12 protein-coding genes are annotated in these 13,827 nt (G+C 62.7%); 5 read left to right on the forward strand and 7 right to left on the reverse strand.

Features of this window, described 5'->3' with window-relative positions:
* Nucleotides 1-28: 28 nt before the first annotated feature.
* Nucleotides 29-619 (forward strand): TetR/AcrR family transcriptional regulator, encoded by a 591-nt coding sequence (locus DVK00_RS12915; RefSeq protein ID WP_121577816.1) that lies wholly within the window; start codon nt 29-31, stop codon nt 617-619.
* 203 nt (nt 620-822) lie between these two features.
* On the opposite strand, the gene DVK00_RS12920 is transcribed toward DVK00_RS12915, so the two are convergent.
* Nucleotides 823-1,101 (reverse strand): PRC-barrel domain-containing protein, encoded by a 279-nt coding sequence (locus DVK00_RS12920; RefSeq protein WP_101351749.1) that lies wholly within the window; start codon nt 1,099-1,101, stop codon nt 823-825.
* Nucleotides 1,102-1,451: 350 nt separating this feature from the next.
* On the opposite strand from DVK00_RS12920, the gene DVK00_RS12925 reads away from it, so the two are divergent.
* Nucleotides 1,452-2,807 (forward strand): BGTF surface domain-containing protein, encoded by a 1,356-nt coding sequence (locus DVK00_RS12925; RefSeq protein WP_342764777.1) that lies wholly within the window; start codon nt 1,452-1,454, stop codon nt 2,805-2,807.
* A 183-nt stretch (nt 2,808-2,990) separates the two neighbouring features.
* On the opposite strand, the gene DVK00_RS12930 is transcribed toward DVK00_RS12925, so the two are convergent.
* Nucleotides 2,991-3,602, reverse strand: a complete 612-nt coding sequence (locus tag DVK00_RS12930; RefSeq protein ID WP_101351751.1) for a helix-turn-helix domain-containing protein — start codon at nt 3,600-3,602, stop codon at nt 2,991-2,993.
* 63 nt (nt 3,603-3,665) lie between these two features.
* Nucleotides 3,666-4,967 carry a S8 family serine peptidase gene (locus DVK00_RS12935; protein ID WP_101351752.1) on the reverse strand — a complete coding sequence of 434 codons (1,302 nt, stop codon included), beginning with the start codon at nt 4,965-4,967 and terminating at the stop codon, nt 3,666-3,668.
* A 554-nt stretch (nt 4,968-5,521) separates the two neighbouring features.
* Between DVK00_RS12935 and DVK00_RS12940 the strand changes: the two genes are divergently transcribed.
* Nucleotides 5,522-6,373, forward strand: a complete 852-nt coding sequence (locus DVK00_RS12940; RefSeq protein WP_121577817.1) for a type II CAAX prenyl endopeptidase Rce1 family protein — start codon at nt 5,522-5,524, stop codon at nt 6,371-6,373.
* Nucleotides 6,374-6,611: 238 nt separating this feature from the next.
* Nucleotides 6,612-7,343 (forward strand): creatininase family protein, encoded by a 732-nt coding sequence (locus DVK00_RS12945; RefSeq protein WP_121536997.1) that lies wholly within the window; start codon nt 6,612-6,614, stop codon nt 7,341-7,343.
* Nucleotides 7,344-7,583: 240 nt separating this feature from the next.
* Here the strand turns inward: DVK00_RS12945 and fdhF are convergent, their stop codons facing one another.
* Together fdhF and DVK00_RS12955 are read right to left on the reverse strand one after the other, a co-directional pair.
* A complete protein-coding gene (gene fdhF / locus DVK00_RS12950) occupies nt 7,584-10,892 on the reverse strand; it encodes a formate dehydrogenase subunit alpha (protein ID WP_121577818.1) in 3,309 nt (1,102 codons plus the stop codon).
* A complete protein-coding gene (locus DVK00_RS12955) occupies nt 10,889-12,412 on the reverse strand; it encodes an NADH-ubiquinone oxidoreductase-F iron-sulfur binding region domain-containing protein (RefSeq protein ID WP_121577819.1) in 1,524 nt (507 codons plus the stop codon). The genes fdhF and DVK00_RS12955 overlap by 4 nt, the downstream gene beginning before the upstream one ends.
* Nucleotides 12,413-12,578: 166 nt before the next feature.
* Between DVK00_RS12955 and DVK00_RS12960 the strand changes: the two genes are divergently transcribed.
* Complete coding sequence (locus tag DVK00_RS12960) at nt 12,579-12,848, forward strand: hypothetical protein (protein WP_101351931.1); 270 nt, start codon at nt 12,579-12,581, stop codon at nt 12,846-12,848.
* 21 nt (nt 12,849-12,869) lie between these two features.
* On the opposite strand, the gene DVK00_RS12965 is transcribed toward DVK00_RS12960, so the two are convergent.
* Both DVK00_RS12965 and DVK00_RS12970 read right to left on the reverse strand, forming a co-directional pair.
* A complete protein-coding gene (locus tag DVK00_RS12965; RefSeq protein WP_121577820.1) occupies nt 12,870-13,250 on the reverse strand; it encodes a Rid family detoxifying hydrolase in 381 nt (126 codons plus the stop codon).
* Between the two features lie 90 nt (nt 13,251-13,340).
* Nucleotides 13,341-13,751, reverse strand: coding sequence for an EamA family transporter (locus tag DVK00_RS12970; RefSeq protein WP_121512657.1), 411 nt, complete (start codon nt 13,749-13,751; stop codon nt 13,341-13,343).
* Between the last annotated feature and the right edge of the window lie 76 nt (nt 13,752-13,827).

The raw sequence follows: 13,827 nt of genomic DNA on the forward strand, positions 1-13,827 counted from the left end.
ATCCAACCTTAGGAGAAACCGGTACACAATGGTTGGACCATCGGACCGGACCTTCTCGGACCAGACCGAGGAGATAATGCAAGCGACCTACCGCGCGCTGCGTGAGCACGGCTACGCTGACCTCACAATAAAACGGATCGCGGACGAGTACGGCAAATCGACGGCTGCAGTGCACTACTACTACGACACGAAAGACGACCTGCTGGCGGCCTTTCTCGATTATCTGCTGGAGCAGTTCGTTGATTCGATTCACGATGTCGAGACGACGGACCCCGAAGCACGACTGGACATCTTGCTTGATGAATTACTGGTCAAACTCCAAGAAAACCCCGACCTCTCGGTCGCACTGCTAGAAATGCGGAGTCAAGCACCGTACAAGGAAGCGTTCAGCGACCGGTTCCGCCAGAACGACGAGTATATTCGGTACCTGCTCAAGGCGGTCATCAACCACGGCATCGACGAGGGTGTATTCAACGATGTCAACGCGGAACACGTTACCCGTTCGCTGCTGACGATCATCGACGGTGCCCGGACCCGCGCGGTGATGCTGGATGACACTGCGGAACTCGAAACGGCCCGACAGACGGCGGGTGAGTACGCTGACGCGATGTTACGGTGACCTGTCGCCTGTCTCACCGATGCCAGTCGCTACGTATCGAAGTCGCTGACTGCCCATTCTATAGAATCACAGCACAGAGCGTATCGAACTCGCAAAATCAACTCTAAGTCCCGTAGGCACGCCTCCCCATCAGCCAACGACAGTTGAATACAGTCGGCTAACACTGCATTCGTTCCGGACTGTTTAAACAGTTGACAGGTTGCCTACGAGTCCACAGTCCCGCTACCTGCGACACCCTGTTGTGCAGGCGGCTGAATGGTCAGGTGGTCCCGCATCGATTCGATGAGGGATGCTGGTAATCGAACATCCCCGTCAGGATCCCGCTCAACGCCGAATATCTCCTGCACGTCGCTGTCGATGACGATCGATTGAAGCTCTCCCGTGGCCGTGTCGACGGTAATGTTTTGCAGTGTGCCGACTTCGCGGCCATCGGTACTCACGACCCGGACGTTGGAGAGCTGGTTTGCGAGGACCGTTCGCATACTAGTCAACAATACCGAAATTACCATAAAAATACTGAATCTATCAGAACTTTCCGCGTCCTGCCGTCTCATAGTACAAAACTAGTGTGTCTGTGAATATCACGCAAATTATCGCCGCCGAGGAGCCGTCAGAAATAGTACTATTCGTATCAGGACGGCCTCGATGGGCTACCGGTCCGGACCGGCACTGCCGAATTCAACGCGAGTTTAAGCTATCGAAGGCAGTTTTTCAATCCCCTCATAATTGCTAACCGTATGCCAGCGAATTGCCCTCCACCTGCGATGCGGTACTGTTGGCAGCATCGCTTTCAAACGTACGCAGAGATGCTCAGACCTCGGGAGGTGATTCTGTGAGCGTTCGGTCGGTAGCGATGGCCGCGATGCTTATTGCCGTGGCGGCGACGGGTCCGGGCCTTACCGCTGCGGAGCAGCAAGCCACGGTCTCAGAGGACAGCCTGCCGCTGTACGCCGACGAACAACAGGTGGTCACCGGGGAGACCACGCTGGAATCCGGGACGGAGATGACGGTCAGACTTGTGTCGGAAGATGCGTCGTCCCCGTTTCTTAAACAAAGAGAGGTCAGCGTGCAGCCCAACGGGACGTTCGTCGCCCAGTTCGACATGTCTAACGTGCCGGCGAACACGTCCTACGAACTCTCTGCCCATGTCGACGGCGATACGCTGTTTGAACGGACTGGAACCGTCGCTGAGTGCGACGGCAACTGCACCGACCCGGTACCGGACATCCAGACTCCGACAGAGACTGACTCCGACGACAAGGTCGTCACGGTCCCCCAGGGTGGTACAGCCGAAATCCCGATCTCGATGAGTGACGGCGGCGACAAAACGCTCTCCGTCGGCAGTGAGGCGGTCAATTATCAGATCAACGCGACTGTTAGTGATGAGGATGATGACGGTGAAGTGCTGGTTCTCTTCGACACCGCGGCCGCCGGCACAGACTCAGAGACCCTCAGTGTCGCGGACGACGGCGACTCGCTCACCGTAACTGCGACAGAGCCTGACCTCTCGTCGACGCTTGCTCCCGCAGCGTACACCTATCGCGTGTTCGAGAGCCGAGAAACCGACGCCACGCCAACCACCGGGACCCTCCTCATCGAAGCAAACGAGACGGCAACCGAAGAGTTCGAGGTCGAGGAGACTGCCGAATTCGGCTTCGAGGAGTCGGTATCGAACGTTCAGCAGGGCGACACCGGTCGGATTTCAATCGTTCTCACAAGCGCTGACGCGGCCACTATCTCTATTGGCAGCCCGGCCAGCAACTACGAGATTAACGCGACCGTCCGCGACGGGAACGGGGATGATCGTGTCGGTCTCCTGTTTGACACTACGGCGGCCGGACACGACGAACCCACGCTCGAAACCGCGGCGGATGCCGATGCCGTGGCGGTCGAGTCGGGTTCGGAGGTCGCCCTTGACTCGCAACTCGCTGCAACCGACTACGACCTGTCGCTGTACCGTGGGACTGACGCGACCGGCCAGCCCGACGCAATCGGAACGCTGGTGGTTACCGATGGCGCCAACTCGTCTACGGACGCGGCTTCCGATGGGGTTGATTCAGTTACCGGTGACACGGCCGCACAGCAGTCACAGGACGGGGACTTCGAAATCGGTGCCGGCGCTATCGCCGTCGGCGGCGTTCTCGCTATCGCTGGCGTGGGGCTGTGCTTGCGGTCCATCATGAACTGACGCCGCGACAGTCGTCTCCCCGTCTGGTTTTGAAACGATATCGAGACTGTTCGAGGCGATGTTTCTGCTCGGACGTTCGCTCCCACTGAAATGACTCTGACAGCAGTGCCGGTGAGCTATGGGTCCCTGCGCTCAAACCGACCACAGCGGGAGTGGATTTCTTACGACACAGTTCGCCCAGAGTTATTTGTCAGCCAGTACCGCAGCGATACCGAGAACGGTGAGACAGAGACAGAAAAACAGCACGCCCGGCTCGACGACTTCGAAAACGAACCATGCGAGCGTGCTGGTTCCACCGACTGGCCCTGCATTCGGACTTGCCGGAGCCAAAACCTCGGCTCCGGCGGTTGTGTCTGCCAGTCGTTCTGCACCCCACTGGACGAAAAGACTCGCAAAGCCGATTAGTCCTATCCCCGTGACGACATTGCTCATCGACTGCTGGATGCGCGGCGCTAGGTCACGGTCACCGACCAGTACAATCGGGTCGCTCGCGGGACCGTATACGGTCATTTCGTTACCCTTCGACGAATACACCGTTTCGACCGGCTCGATGAGGTCTGCGTCTTCGAGGTTCGAGACGTGGTAGTGGACGTTCTGAACCGACGTGTCACACCGGTCCGCTATCTCCGACGGCGTTCCGGGGTCGTCGTACAGCGTACGGAACAGCGACCGGCTGGTGTCCGAGGCGAGCGCATCGAGTACGTCGTCGGTTTCGTTCTCTGCAACATCGAGTACTCGCGGTGACTCGTCAGCTGTCCCGGTCCGCTCCTGTATTCTTTCGATGAGGCTCGACATAACGCCACTATCGGATATATGACACGGGACGCTCAAAGGCCTGTGGCTGGGTTAAAACGATATTTAACCGTCAGTGCGGTTCTGTGCAGTTCGGACTGCACGAACTGGACGGACCGCCCCATGGCCGGTTTCGTTGTCGAGTCCCGGCTGTCCCACGTCTCTGGCGGTCCGTTCCAGTAGGCGTTCTGTTTCGTGGGGCGTTAACGACTTGTTTGCCTCAAGCAGTAGGGCCGCTGTCCCGCCGACGTATGGGACTGCGGCCGAAGAGCCGACAAAGCCGTCAGGTGCGGCGGCGGCGAACTTCCTGTCTGGGGCCACGATGTCGACACCGGTCCGCTCGTCGACCGTCGGGCCTCGGGAACTGAACGGTTCGAGCTGCTCGACTCGGCTGTTGTATGCCCCGACAGTAATCGCTTTGCGGGCCGTCCCCGGAGCGACGATGCTGTTTCGAGTAGACGCGTGCTGGAGCTCGTGCGTCGGTGAAACGAGCCGCAACCGTGCACCAGTCGGCGATGCCGGCCCGCGAATCGCGAGATAGTAGTCGCCGGGTCTGACATCAGCAACGATTCGTTCGTTTGGTACGTCGTCGCCGCGGTAGGGCTGTGAGCGCGCGACGAGACGGGCGTCGGTGCCGTTCGTTCGATACAGTTCGACCGTGTAATCCTCGTCTGCGTGGGCCTGTTCCCACGAGAGCCAGACCGCGATTTTGGTCCCACCTCGGATGTAATTCTGTCTGCTCCCGTTGGTAAACGCGACCGTCTGATTCTGGACGGTATCGACGGCGTACTGCCCTGACCAGTGGGATTCCGCGAGATTACCGGCCGGGGCGATGAACACTGTCCCACGCTCCGTCGCTTGGGTCGCGCTCCGAGCGACGGGGCCGGTCCCATCGCCCGGCTGTCCGTAGAACGAAACAGGTGCGACGACCACATCGACGTCCTCTCGGACCAGCCAGTCGACTGCCTGCTGATAACTGTCGACACTGTCGACCCGGGCGAGATACAGGTCTGCGTCCGGTGCGGTCCGTGACACGACGACAGCTGTCGCGGTCCCATGGGCCTCGCCGGTCTCGTCTGCCGGACCGGCACCGAAGGCCCGCGTCTCGGCGACGTGCCCGGCGATCGCTTTCGACTCCGTATCAAATCCAGTTGGGTCGACAATCCCGACCGAGACGTTCGAACCCGTGACACCGGCCGCGTGGAGCTCGGTGAACTGGCCGGCGGAACCGTTTGCCATCGATACTGACTTGAGACCTCCCCTATCCGGACGGGCGTCCGTCGGCCCTGTTACTGCGAGAACTGCGATGCTACCAGTGAGCGACGCGATTGCGACGACGGCCAACAGCAGTACAGTCCGATCACGCACCGCGGACCACCTGTCGCGATAGTACCGCCGGCACGTGGAGCGCCGGGCGCTTAGGGAACACTGGTCCAGTATCGAGCGCCGTACGGAACTGCTCGGCTACTCGGTGCGACATATCACAGCACACGTCGGCTGTGACAACAGACAGACGAAAATTCACACAGAACAAGTCTAACCGGCGTACACGTCGTTTCATGATTACGTTCGGTCTGTGGTGTGGCTCCAAACTGGACTCCAAACGCACTGTGAGTCGCGCAATTGACAACGGGGTCGACGGGCTATGTCCGTTGTCGTGTGGACAACCGGATTGGACGGATTCCGATCCTCGGAAACCGATAGGGGGGAGGGCGCTGGCAGCCGGGACCAGTCTCAGGCGGTCGCCGGCGTTTGATCCGTTGAGCGGGAGCATACTAAAGCTATCAGAGACTAAAAACCAGTTTTAAACGTCAGCCTCACAGGCCGCGACCAATTCACACGGTGAACAGTTATGCCCGACGAATTCGCACCGGAATCCGAGATAGAAGTTCATTTTGGCTCGGCCATCAGATGCCGACCTGATGTTGCGCCCTGATACTGGCCTGCCGAGCTTCAGCGGCGGGCCGTTGATTCCCGTTGCAACGTACTTCCTTGTGATTACCGTCCTCGCCGGACTGGTGACCATCTCCCCCGGCGCATCGCCGCCCCCTATCTTGGGAATGATGTGGGGTGTCGGTCTCGTTGCACTCACGGCCGGTGCGCTCAGTATCGAGTCCGTCTCACCGCGCTCTCTGTTCCCGCCTGTTCGCACATTCGGTCCCGCCATTGGAGTCGTCGCCGCGTTCTGGGGACTGTACAACCTTGTTGCGCTCGCCCTCGCACTGGGTGGCGTCTCCGGGTTCGAAGCCTCACTGTCGAGAACCGCTGCCCACCCGCTGCTGTATCTCGCAGCGCTTTTCAGTTCGCTTCTGTTCACCGCTATCCCGGAAGAATTTCTCTTCCGTGCGTACCTGCAACAGAAATTCACAAGGCTGGTCGGCGGGACGACTGTGCGCGCGGTGCTGTCTGGCATCGGCCTCGCCGCGGCCCTGTTCGCCCTGTTTCACCTCCCGCGGTGGTTCCTCGCATCGGGGCACGGTGTTAGCTCGGCGCTCGCAGGCAGACTCATCGGATTGACGCTCATGGGGCTGGCCTACGGGAGCGTGTACGCATTGACGGGCAACCTCTGGCTCGTCGCCCTGTTTCATGCCTCGATGAATCACCCGCCCCTTCTCGTCACAGTGACTTTCCCACCCGAGCTACATCTGGGAGTCAGTGTGCTCGAAAACACTGTCATGGTTTCGCTGGTCTACCTGACTCTCCGTCTGTCGGGGTACAATAGCACACTACTTACCGAGGCACAGAGAGAGCTGTCTGCGTCGTCTGGGGAGTAGATTCCCCGGGCGTTTTGGGGTCTCTGCATGTGGTCCTGCCGGCTCTTCATGCGTCGGGCGGACCGCTGATGATAGCCATCGGAATCGAACCCGAGCCCTGATAGCCGTGCTACCACAACATCTGTGACAACACCTATTAACGCCGTGTCCGGATGTCAACCGGATACGCAAGTCGGCTGCCCGGCTGGACCACCCTCTGAGAGAATGGCTTTATTCCGCCCCGAGTAGAGATGTGACCATGGAACTGCAGACGGAGACCTGGACTGATGTGGCGGATGTGGAGACGAATCTGGCGCTGCTTCCTGTCGGGAGTACAGAACAACACGGGCCACACGCCCCGCTCGGAACGGACACGCTCGACGCCGAGGCGGTGGCCGAACGTAGTGCCGAGCGCTACGACAACCCAGTCGTCGTCGCACCGGCAGTTCCCGTCGGTGTCGCCGAGGAGCATCGGGCCTTTTCAGGGACGCTATGGACCTCCGAATCGACGTTCCGGTCCTACGTCCGGGACATCGTCGGGAGCCTCGCCAGCCACGGCTGGGACCGCGTGGTGCTGGTCAACGGCCACGGCGGCAACATCGACGCATTGCGTGAAGTGTCGGGTCGGATAACCCGCCACGACGAGGCCTTCGCTGTCCCGTTCACGTGGTTCAACGCGGTCGGCGACCACAGCGCCGACATGGGCCACGGTGGACCGCTGGAAACCTCGCTGCTCCAGCACACGAACCCGGAGACTGTCCACGAGGATCGGCTGGACCAGGCCGCAGACGGCGGCAGCGACCGCTGGGGAGAGTGGCAAAGCGGCGTCAATCTCGCGTTCGATTCCGACGAGTTCACGGAGAACGGCGTCGTCGGCGACCCGCGCGAGGGCAGCGCCGGCCGCGGGGAGACGCTGCTGGAACTGGCCACAGAGTCGCTCGTCGACCTCCTTGACGAAATCGCGGACCGACCTGTTGGACCGCGTGAGTAAGTGGTGAGGCAAAAGAAAATAAAATCTCTTAAAGTAACACTATCTGGACACACATCAAAACATTCCTTGCTTATTTACTTAGCAAATATCGGTACTGGGTTTACTACAGGACAAATTATATTCAAAAGAAGAATATAGAACCAGATACGGACTAAGTACTATTGTATTTGCCGCACCTGTCGGGGGATGTCACAACACCACGCACATCTCAATGTGTTGGCTGCAAGCAGCCGCGCCGCCTCAGTCGTCGCCAGCGCCTCGCTTCCGGACCTGTTTTCCGCCGGCATCTGGCGTCCGAAGCACCGTCTCGTCCGTCTCCGGCCCCAGCACTTCCACCCGCACGCTCGACACTTTGTACTCGGGGATGCCGGCGGTCGGGTCGAACGTCTCCCCGGTGAGCTTGTTGACCGCCCCCGCCGCGAAGTGCATCGGGATGAACAGCGTCCCCGGGCCGACGCGGTCGGTGACCTGGGCCTTGACGACGATGTCGCCCCGGCGGGACTCGACGCGGACGTATTCGCCGTCAGCGATTCTGAGCTTATCGGCCGTCTCGGGATGGACCTCGACGAAGCTCTCGCCGACGTGGCTCATCAGCCCCTCGACGCGGCGCGTTATCTGTCCCGTGTGCCAGTGATACAGCACCCGCCCGGAGGTGAGCGTCAGCGGGTACTCCTCGTCCGGTATCTCGCCGGGGTGGCCGCCGTCCGCCGGGACGAAGCGGGCCTTCCCGTCCTCGAAGTTGAAGTTCCCCTCCTCGTAGTCGTAGAGGTATGGCGTGCCCTCGTGGTCCTCGTCCCAGCAGGGCCACTGCAGGCCGTGTTTCTCGCCGGATTCGAGCCGGTCGTACGTCACGCCGCCGTAGATGGGCGCGAGCGAGTTGATCTCGTCCATGACCTCCCGCGGGTGGTCGTAGTCCCAGTCGTAGCCGAGCCGACGGGCCAAGGCCTGCGTGATTTCCCAGTCCTGACGGGCCTTGCCCGGTGGCTCGGACGTGGGACGGACCCGCTGGATGCGTCGCTCGGTGTTGGTAAACGTGCCGTGTTTCTCCGGCGAGGTGGCAGCGGGCAGCACCACGTCGGCGTACTCCGCCGTCTCGGTCATGAAGATGTCCTGGACGACGAGGAACTCCAGGTCTTCCAGCGCTTCGGCCGCATGCTGGATGTCCGGTTCGGAGAGGGCGGGGTTCTCGCCGACGACGTACATTCCCCGAAGGTTCCCCGCGTGGGCCTCGGCGAGCATCTCAGGCACTTTGAGCCCGGGTTCCTCGGGCGGTCGCTCGCCCCACGCGTCGGCGAACTTCTCGCTGACCTCGTCGTCGGCCGGGTTCTGATAGCCCGGGAGGCTTCCGGGCAGGGTTCCCATGTCGCCACCGCCGCCCTGGACGTTGTTCTGGCCGCGGAACGGTGAGAGCCCGGCCCCGGGCTTGCCGACCTGGCCCAGCACGAGCGCGAGGTCGGCCATCGCGATGAGGTTCTCCGTCCCGTGGCTCTGCTGGGTCATCCCCATCGCCCAGCCGAAGACGACGCTGTCGGCCGCGGCGAGTGTCTCGGCCGCCGAGGCGAGTTCCTCCGGCGACACGCCCGCCAGTTCCTCGACTTTCTCGGGGGTAAAGGCCTGGACTTTCTCCCTGACCTCCTCGAAGTTCTTCGTGTTGCGCTCGATGAAGTCCTCGTCGTGGAGGTCGTTCTCGATGATGTAGCGAATCAGGCCGTTGAGCCAGGCCACGTCGTAGCCGGGGTTGGTTCGGGTGTACTGGTCGGCGTGTTCGGCGATGCCGACCTTCCGCGGGTCGAACACGACGAGGTCGGCCCCGTCGCGGACGTTCTGCTTGATGCGCGTGGCGAGCACAGGATGAGACTCCGTGGTGTTGGAGCCGCTGATGAGGTAGGCGTCGGCCTCGCCGATGTCCTCGTTGATGCGGTTGGTCATCGCGCCGTAGCCCAGCGTCTGCTGGAGCGCGGCGACCGTCGAGGAGTGACAGAGGCGCGCGCAGTTGTCGATGTTCTTCGTGCCAAGCACCTGCCGGGCGAACTTCTGGACGAGGTACGCCTCCTCGTTGCTCCCCTTCGAGGAGGCCAGACAGCCCAGCGCGTCGATGCCGTGGTCGTCCTGAATCTCGGTGAAGCGCTCGGCGACGTAGTCGAGGGCTTCGTCCCAGCTCGTGGGTTCGAGTTCGCCGTCGTCGTTGCGAACCAGCGGCTCGGTGACCCGCCGCTCGCTGTTGGCGAACTCGTGGCCGAACTTCCCTTTCACGCAGGTCGAGAAGTTGTTCGCGGGCGCGTCGTCGGGGTCCTCGACCGGGACGACCCCGAGCGAGTCGCCGTCCTTGCCCCACATCTCGAACCGGCAACCGACGGCACAGAACCCACAGGTGGTCTCTTCCTTGTCTATTTTCGAGAGGCGGTAATCGCTGACCGCGCTGGCGATGTCGAACAGGCGGCCCTCGGGCATCGTGTTCGCCGCGATGCTCTCGGCGGTGTGTTCGCCGGCGAGGAAGGCTTTCTTCCCGTAGTCCTTGGCGATGTCGCCGGCCCGGCGCTTGGCCTGCGAGGCGAACTTGGCGAGGCCTGTCTTCTCTTCTGCTCTCGGGTCGCCGGGCTCGAACCCGCGGTTGGGGGCGGTGGTGTCGTCGATGGTCTCGGCGTCCTCGTGTTCGATGACGGTCCCGATGGAGTTGCGCTGGGTGAAGCCCGGCAGCGGGAGCGTCGCCGCGCCGTCGATGCCCTTCTCGGTCAGCGAGCCGGTGGGACAGACCGTCGCGCAGTGGCCACAGGAGACACACTCGGAGTCGTGCATCGTCTCGGCGTCGGACTGGAAGCCGATGCGGGTGTCCTCGCCGTGGCCCTCGATTCGGAGGACGCCCTCGACCTGCACGTCGTTGCAGGCGTCGACACAGCGGTTACAGAGGATACATTTGTTGCGGTCTATCTGGATGAACGAGGAGGTGTCGTCGATGGGTTCGTACTGGTCGCGCTCGTCGAAGACGCCATACCGGGGGTGATCGACGCCCTCGCTGATGGCGGCGTCCTGCAGCTCACAGCGGCCGTTGCCGTTGCAGGTGGTACACCGGAGGTTGTGGTTCGACAGCACGAGGTCGAGGTTGACGCTGCGGGCCTCCTCGGCGTCTGGAGTGTCCGTCGAGACGGTGAGGCCGTCTTCGGCGGGGAACGAACACGACGGGACGAGGCCGTGTTGCTCGGTCTCGACCATGCAGGTGCGACACTCGCTGCGTGGGCCGATTTCGTCGCTGCAGTCGCCGTCGCGGTCGTAGTAACACAGCGCCGGCACGTCCGCGTCGTCTTCGACGCCCTCGGCACCGGGGTCGACGCTGACGACCTCGTCGTCGAGGTCCTGTAAGGCGTCGATGATGGTCGAGCCGGGGTCGACAGTGACCGGCTCGCCGTCGACGGTGAGCGTCGTCGGCTCGTCCGCGTCGGTCCCCACGTCGGGGTCGTTGGCGGTTCCGGTCTCGAACTCGCGGGTGACTGGCGTCTCCGGCTGTGGGTCGTGTAGGTCGGGCACTCGTGGAATCGATCTGTCTGTGCTCATAGTTTCTCCGTGCAGGTGCCGCTGGGACAGCGGCCGTTCGTGTGGGCGCGGAACTCGGGTTCGAACTCGTCGATGGCGGTGGTCACCGGCCGCGGCGCGTGTGCGCCGGTCTGGCAGTTGCTCGATTGCCGCATCACCCGGCCCAGTTCGCGTATTTTGTCGCTCTCGAAGGAACCATCGTACACGTCACGCAGGAGTTCAGCGAGCTGTTTTGTCCCCTCGCGACCGGGGACACACCGGCCGCTGTTCTCCGTTGACGCGAACCGGGCCCGCTTCCCGACCGTTTCGACAGCACATCGGTCGGTGTCGAACAGCTCGACGACGCCGTCGGTTCCGAGCCCGGCCGCCCGTAGCGACTGGGCAGTCGGCGGGACATCGAGGTTCCGGGTGATGCCACCGAGGACGCCGCCGACGCAGGCCATCTTGAACGAGCCGTCCATCTCGACTGCCTCGCGGGCCGCCGAGAGGCTGGCGCTGGACCCGAGTTCGACCGTCGCCGGTGCGGCCACGTCGCCGGTGACGGTCATGAGCCGCGTCCCGGGGTCCGCGGCGTCGGCGTCGAGGCCTCCGGGGTCGGCGACGGCCCGCTGGACCTGCGCGAACGTCCGCGGGGTGTGGACGACCGTTGGGCGGCCGTACAGCCCGTGTTTGGCTGGCGATGGCGGCTGGAGCCGCGGCTCGATGCGGTCGGCCCCTTCCAGCGCTTCGAGCGCCGCAGTCGGTTCGCCGGCGCGGAACTCGTCCGGGCCGGCCACCAGTTGCGGAACGACTGGCAGCGTGTCGGCGACCGCGTCTATGGCCTCTCTAAGGTCCGCTTGCAAGGCCGTCTGCGCTTCGTTTACGTAGATGACAGCGTCCTCGGCGGCTACGTGCTCGGCGACCGCCGCGATACCGTCGAGGACCGCCATTGGTGCGCCAGAGAGGAGGGTGCCGTCGCCCGTCGGGAGGCCGCTGGCGTCGTTGGCGTTGCAGACGACCACCGGGTCACCGTCGGCTGTGCTGGCTGTTTCCCACGTCTCGGCAATCGGTTCATCGGCGGCGGCGTCCCCGCGGCCTCGGCCCAGCAGCCCGGCTCCCGCTGCAGCGTCGGCGGTCTGCTCAGTCGAGACGAACGACCAGTCGGCCGGGTCCAGCGGGGCGACCCAGCCACAGGGCCCCAGCACGTCACGGCGGCCGACAGAGAGCGGCCCCCGATCCGGGACGGGAAGCGACGTCGTATCGGGGTCGTGTTCGGTGACCGCGTCTGCGGCAGCTGTCGGTACTGTCCCCGCTTCCAGTTCATCGACGAGGTCGCGGACGGTCGCTGGCGACGGGTCGCCGTAGAAGGCTGTCTGCCCGTCACTCGTAATCATCACCAGCGGTGTGGCCGCTGTGATGCCCGTCGGCCCCGTCCTGACGACCGGGACCGAGTCCGCCGCCGCCCGTGCCGCGGAGCGAACCCGGTTCCCGCTCTGTGACTGGCTCTCCGCCGACACGCGGACGACGGTCGAATGAGCGAGGGCCGTGGTTTCCTGTGTCATACTCTGTGCGTCGTGCTGAACGATTAAAAACCCCGGCCGAGTGATCGGATACACTGGGATCGTTTCCCGCTTCAAAACATTACGTATCTCTTGACTGATGAGAGAGCGATGGTCAGTTCAGTCCGTCGAAACAATGAGGGAGCGGAACGGTGTCACAAGCGAAACCATGAACCCGCGATTCGAGGAAGTCAAGACGGAGGCGTCAGCCGCGATAACCGAATCCGACCTGCGCTCGGTGTACACAGGTATCATCCACGAGGACGGCCGCCACGAGTACTACTTCGGCAACGACACCGAGGAGGCCGCGGAACTCCGCGAGGCAGCGGCCATACAGCTCGGGATGTTGCTCCGCGTCCTTGCGGACCGCTCGGACAGCAGTGTCGACGAATTGACCGCGCTGGCTACTGAGCGGGCCGAGCAGATGGAGCTACGGTAAGATACGAACCGGCCCCCTTGGCTAGTCGGTGGTGGCGATAGCCTCGATTTCGACCGCTGCTCCCTTCGGGACCGCACCCACGCCGATGGCGCTCCGCGCTGGTGGGTCCGATTCGAAGAACTCGCTGTAGGCTTCATTGAATGCGTCGAAATCGTCGATGTCGTCGAGATAGACAGTGGTCTTGAGCACATCGTCGAGCGAGAGCCCGTCCGACTCCAGAATCGCCTCGATGTTGTGGAGACACTGCCGTGTCTGGTCGGCGACTGGTTCGTCGTCGAGCAGTTCGCCGTCTGTCGTTAGCGGGAGCTGTCCGGCGGTGATGAGGAGGTCGCCGTTCGACGTGGCCTGACTGTACGCGCCGACTGCGGCCGGTGCGTCGTCGGTGCTGATTGTTCGCTTCATACTCGGACAAACCTGCCCTCGTTGTATAAATCCCTGCCGTTGTAGGTCACGCTCACACAACGTTCTCGGGCGCTTACCAGTTGTGTCCCGTCATTGATTGATGACGATAATCGCGGTCAGCGCCAGCCCGATGCCCGCGGCTTTGGTCAGGGTCATCGATTCTCCGAAGGCGATGACGCCGATGACTGCAGCAGTGATGAAGTACATCCCGCCGATGGTAGAGACCACCGATGTCGATCCCACTGTTACGCCGACGAACGTCGAAACCACGCCGACGGCTGCCGCGACACCGGCCGCGCCGGCGAACAACAGCCCTCGATTCGTGACGACGAGCGACGCGTCAGAGACCGCGACGTAGATGCCTGTGACGACCGTCGCGGCTGCATAGGAGACAAACGCCGCGGTTTCCGGGTCCATTGTGCTCGATGCGACGTTGCCAAACGCGATCCAGAACCCCCAGGCTATCATCGTCCCCAGTCCGAACAGGACGGCGGCGTTCATCTGCCCGACCTCCGCGTGCGTCGGTTCCAACTCCGTTTACGTACTCCTGACGAACAGCGACACCTGGGACCGTACA

The sequence above is a fragment of the Haloarcula sp. Atlit-47R genome (genome assembly GCF_003665985.1).
Lineage (GTDB): Archaea > Halobacteriota > Halobacteria > Halobacteriales > Haloarculaceae > Haloarcula > Haloarcula taiwanensis.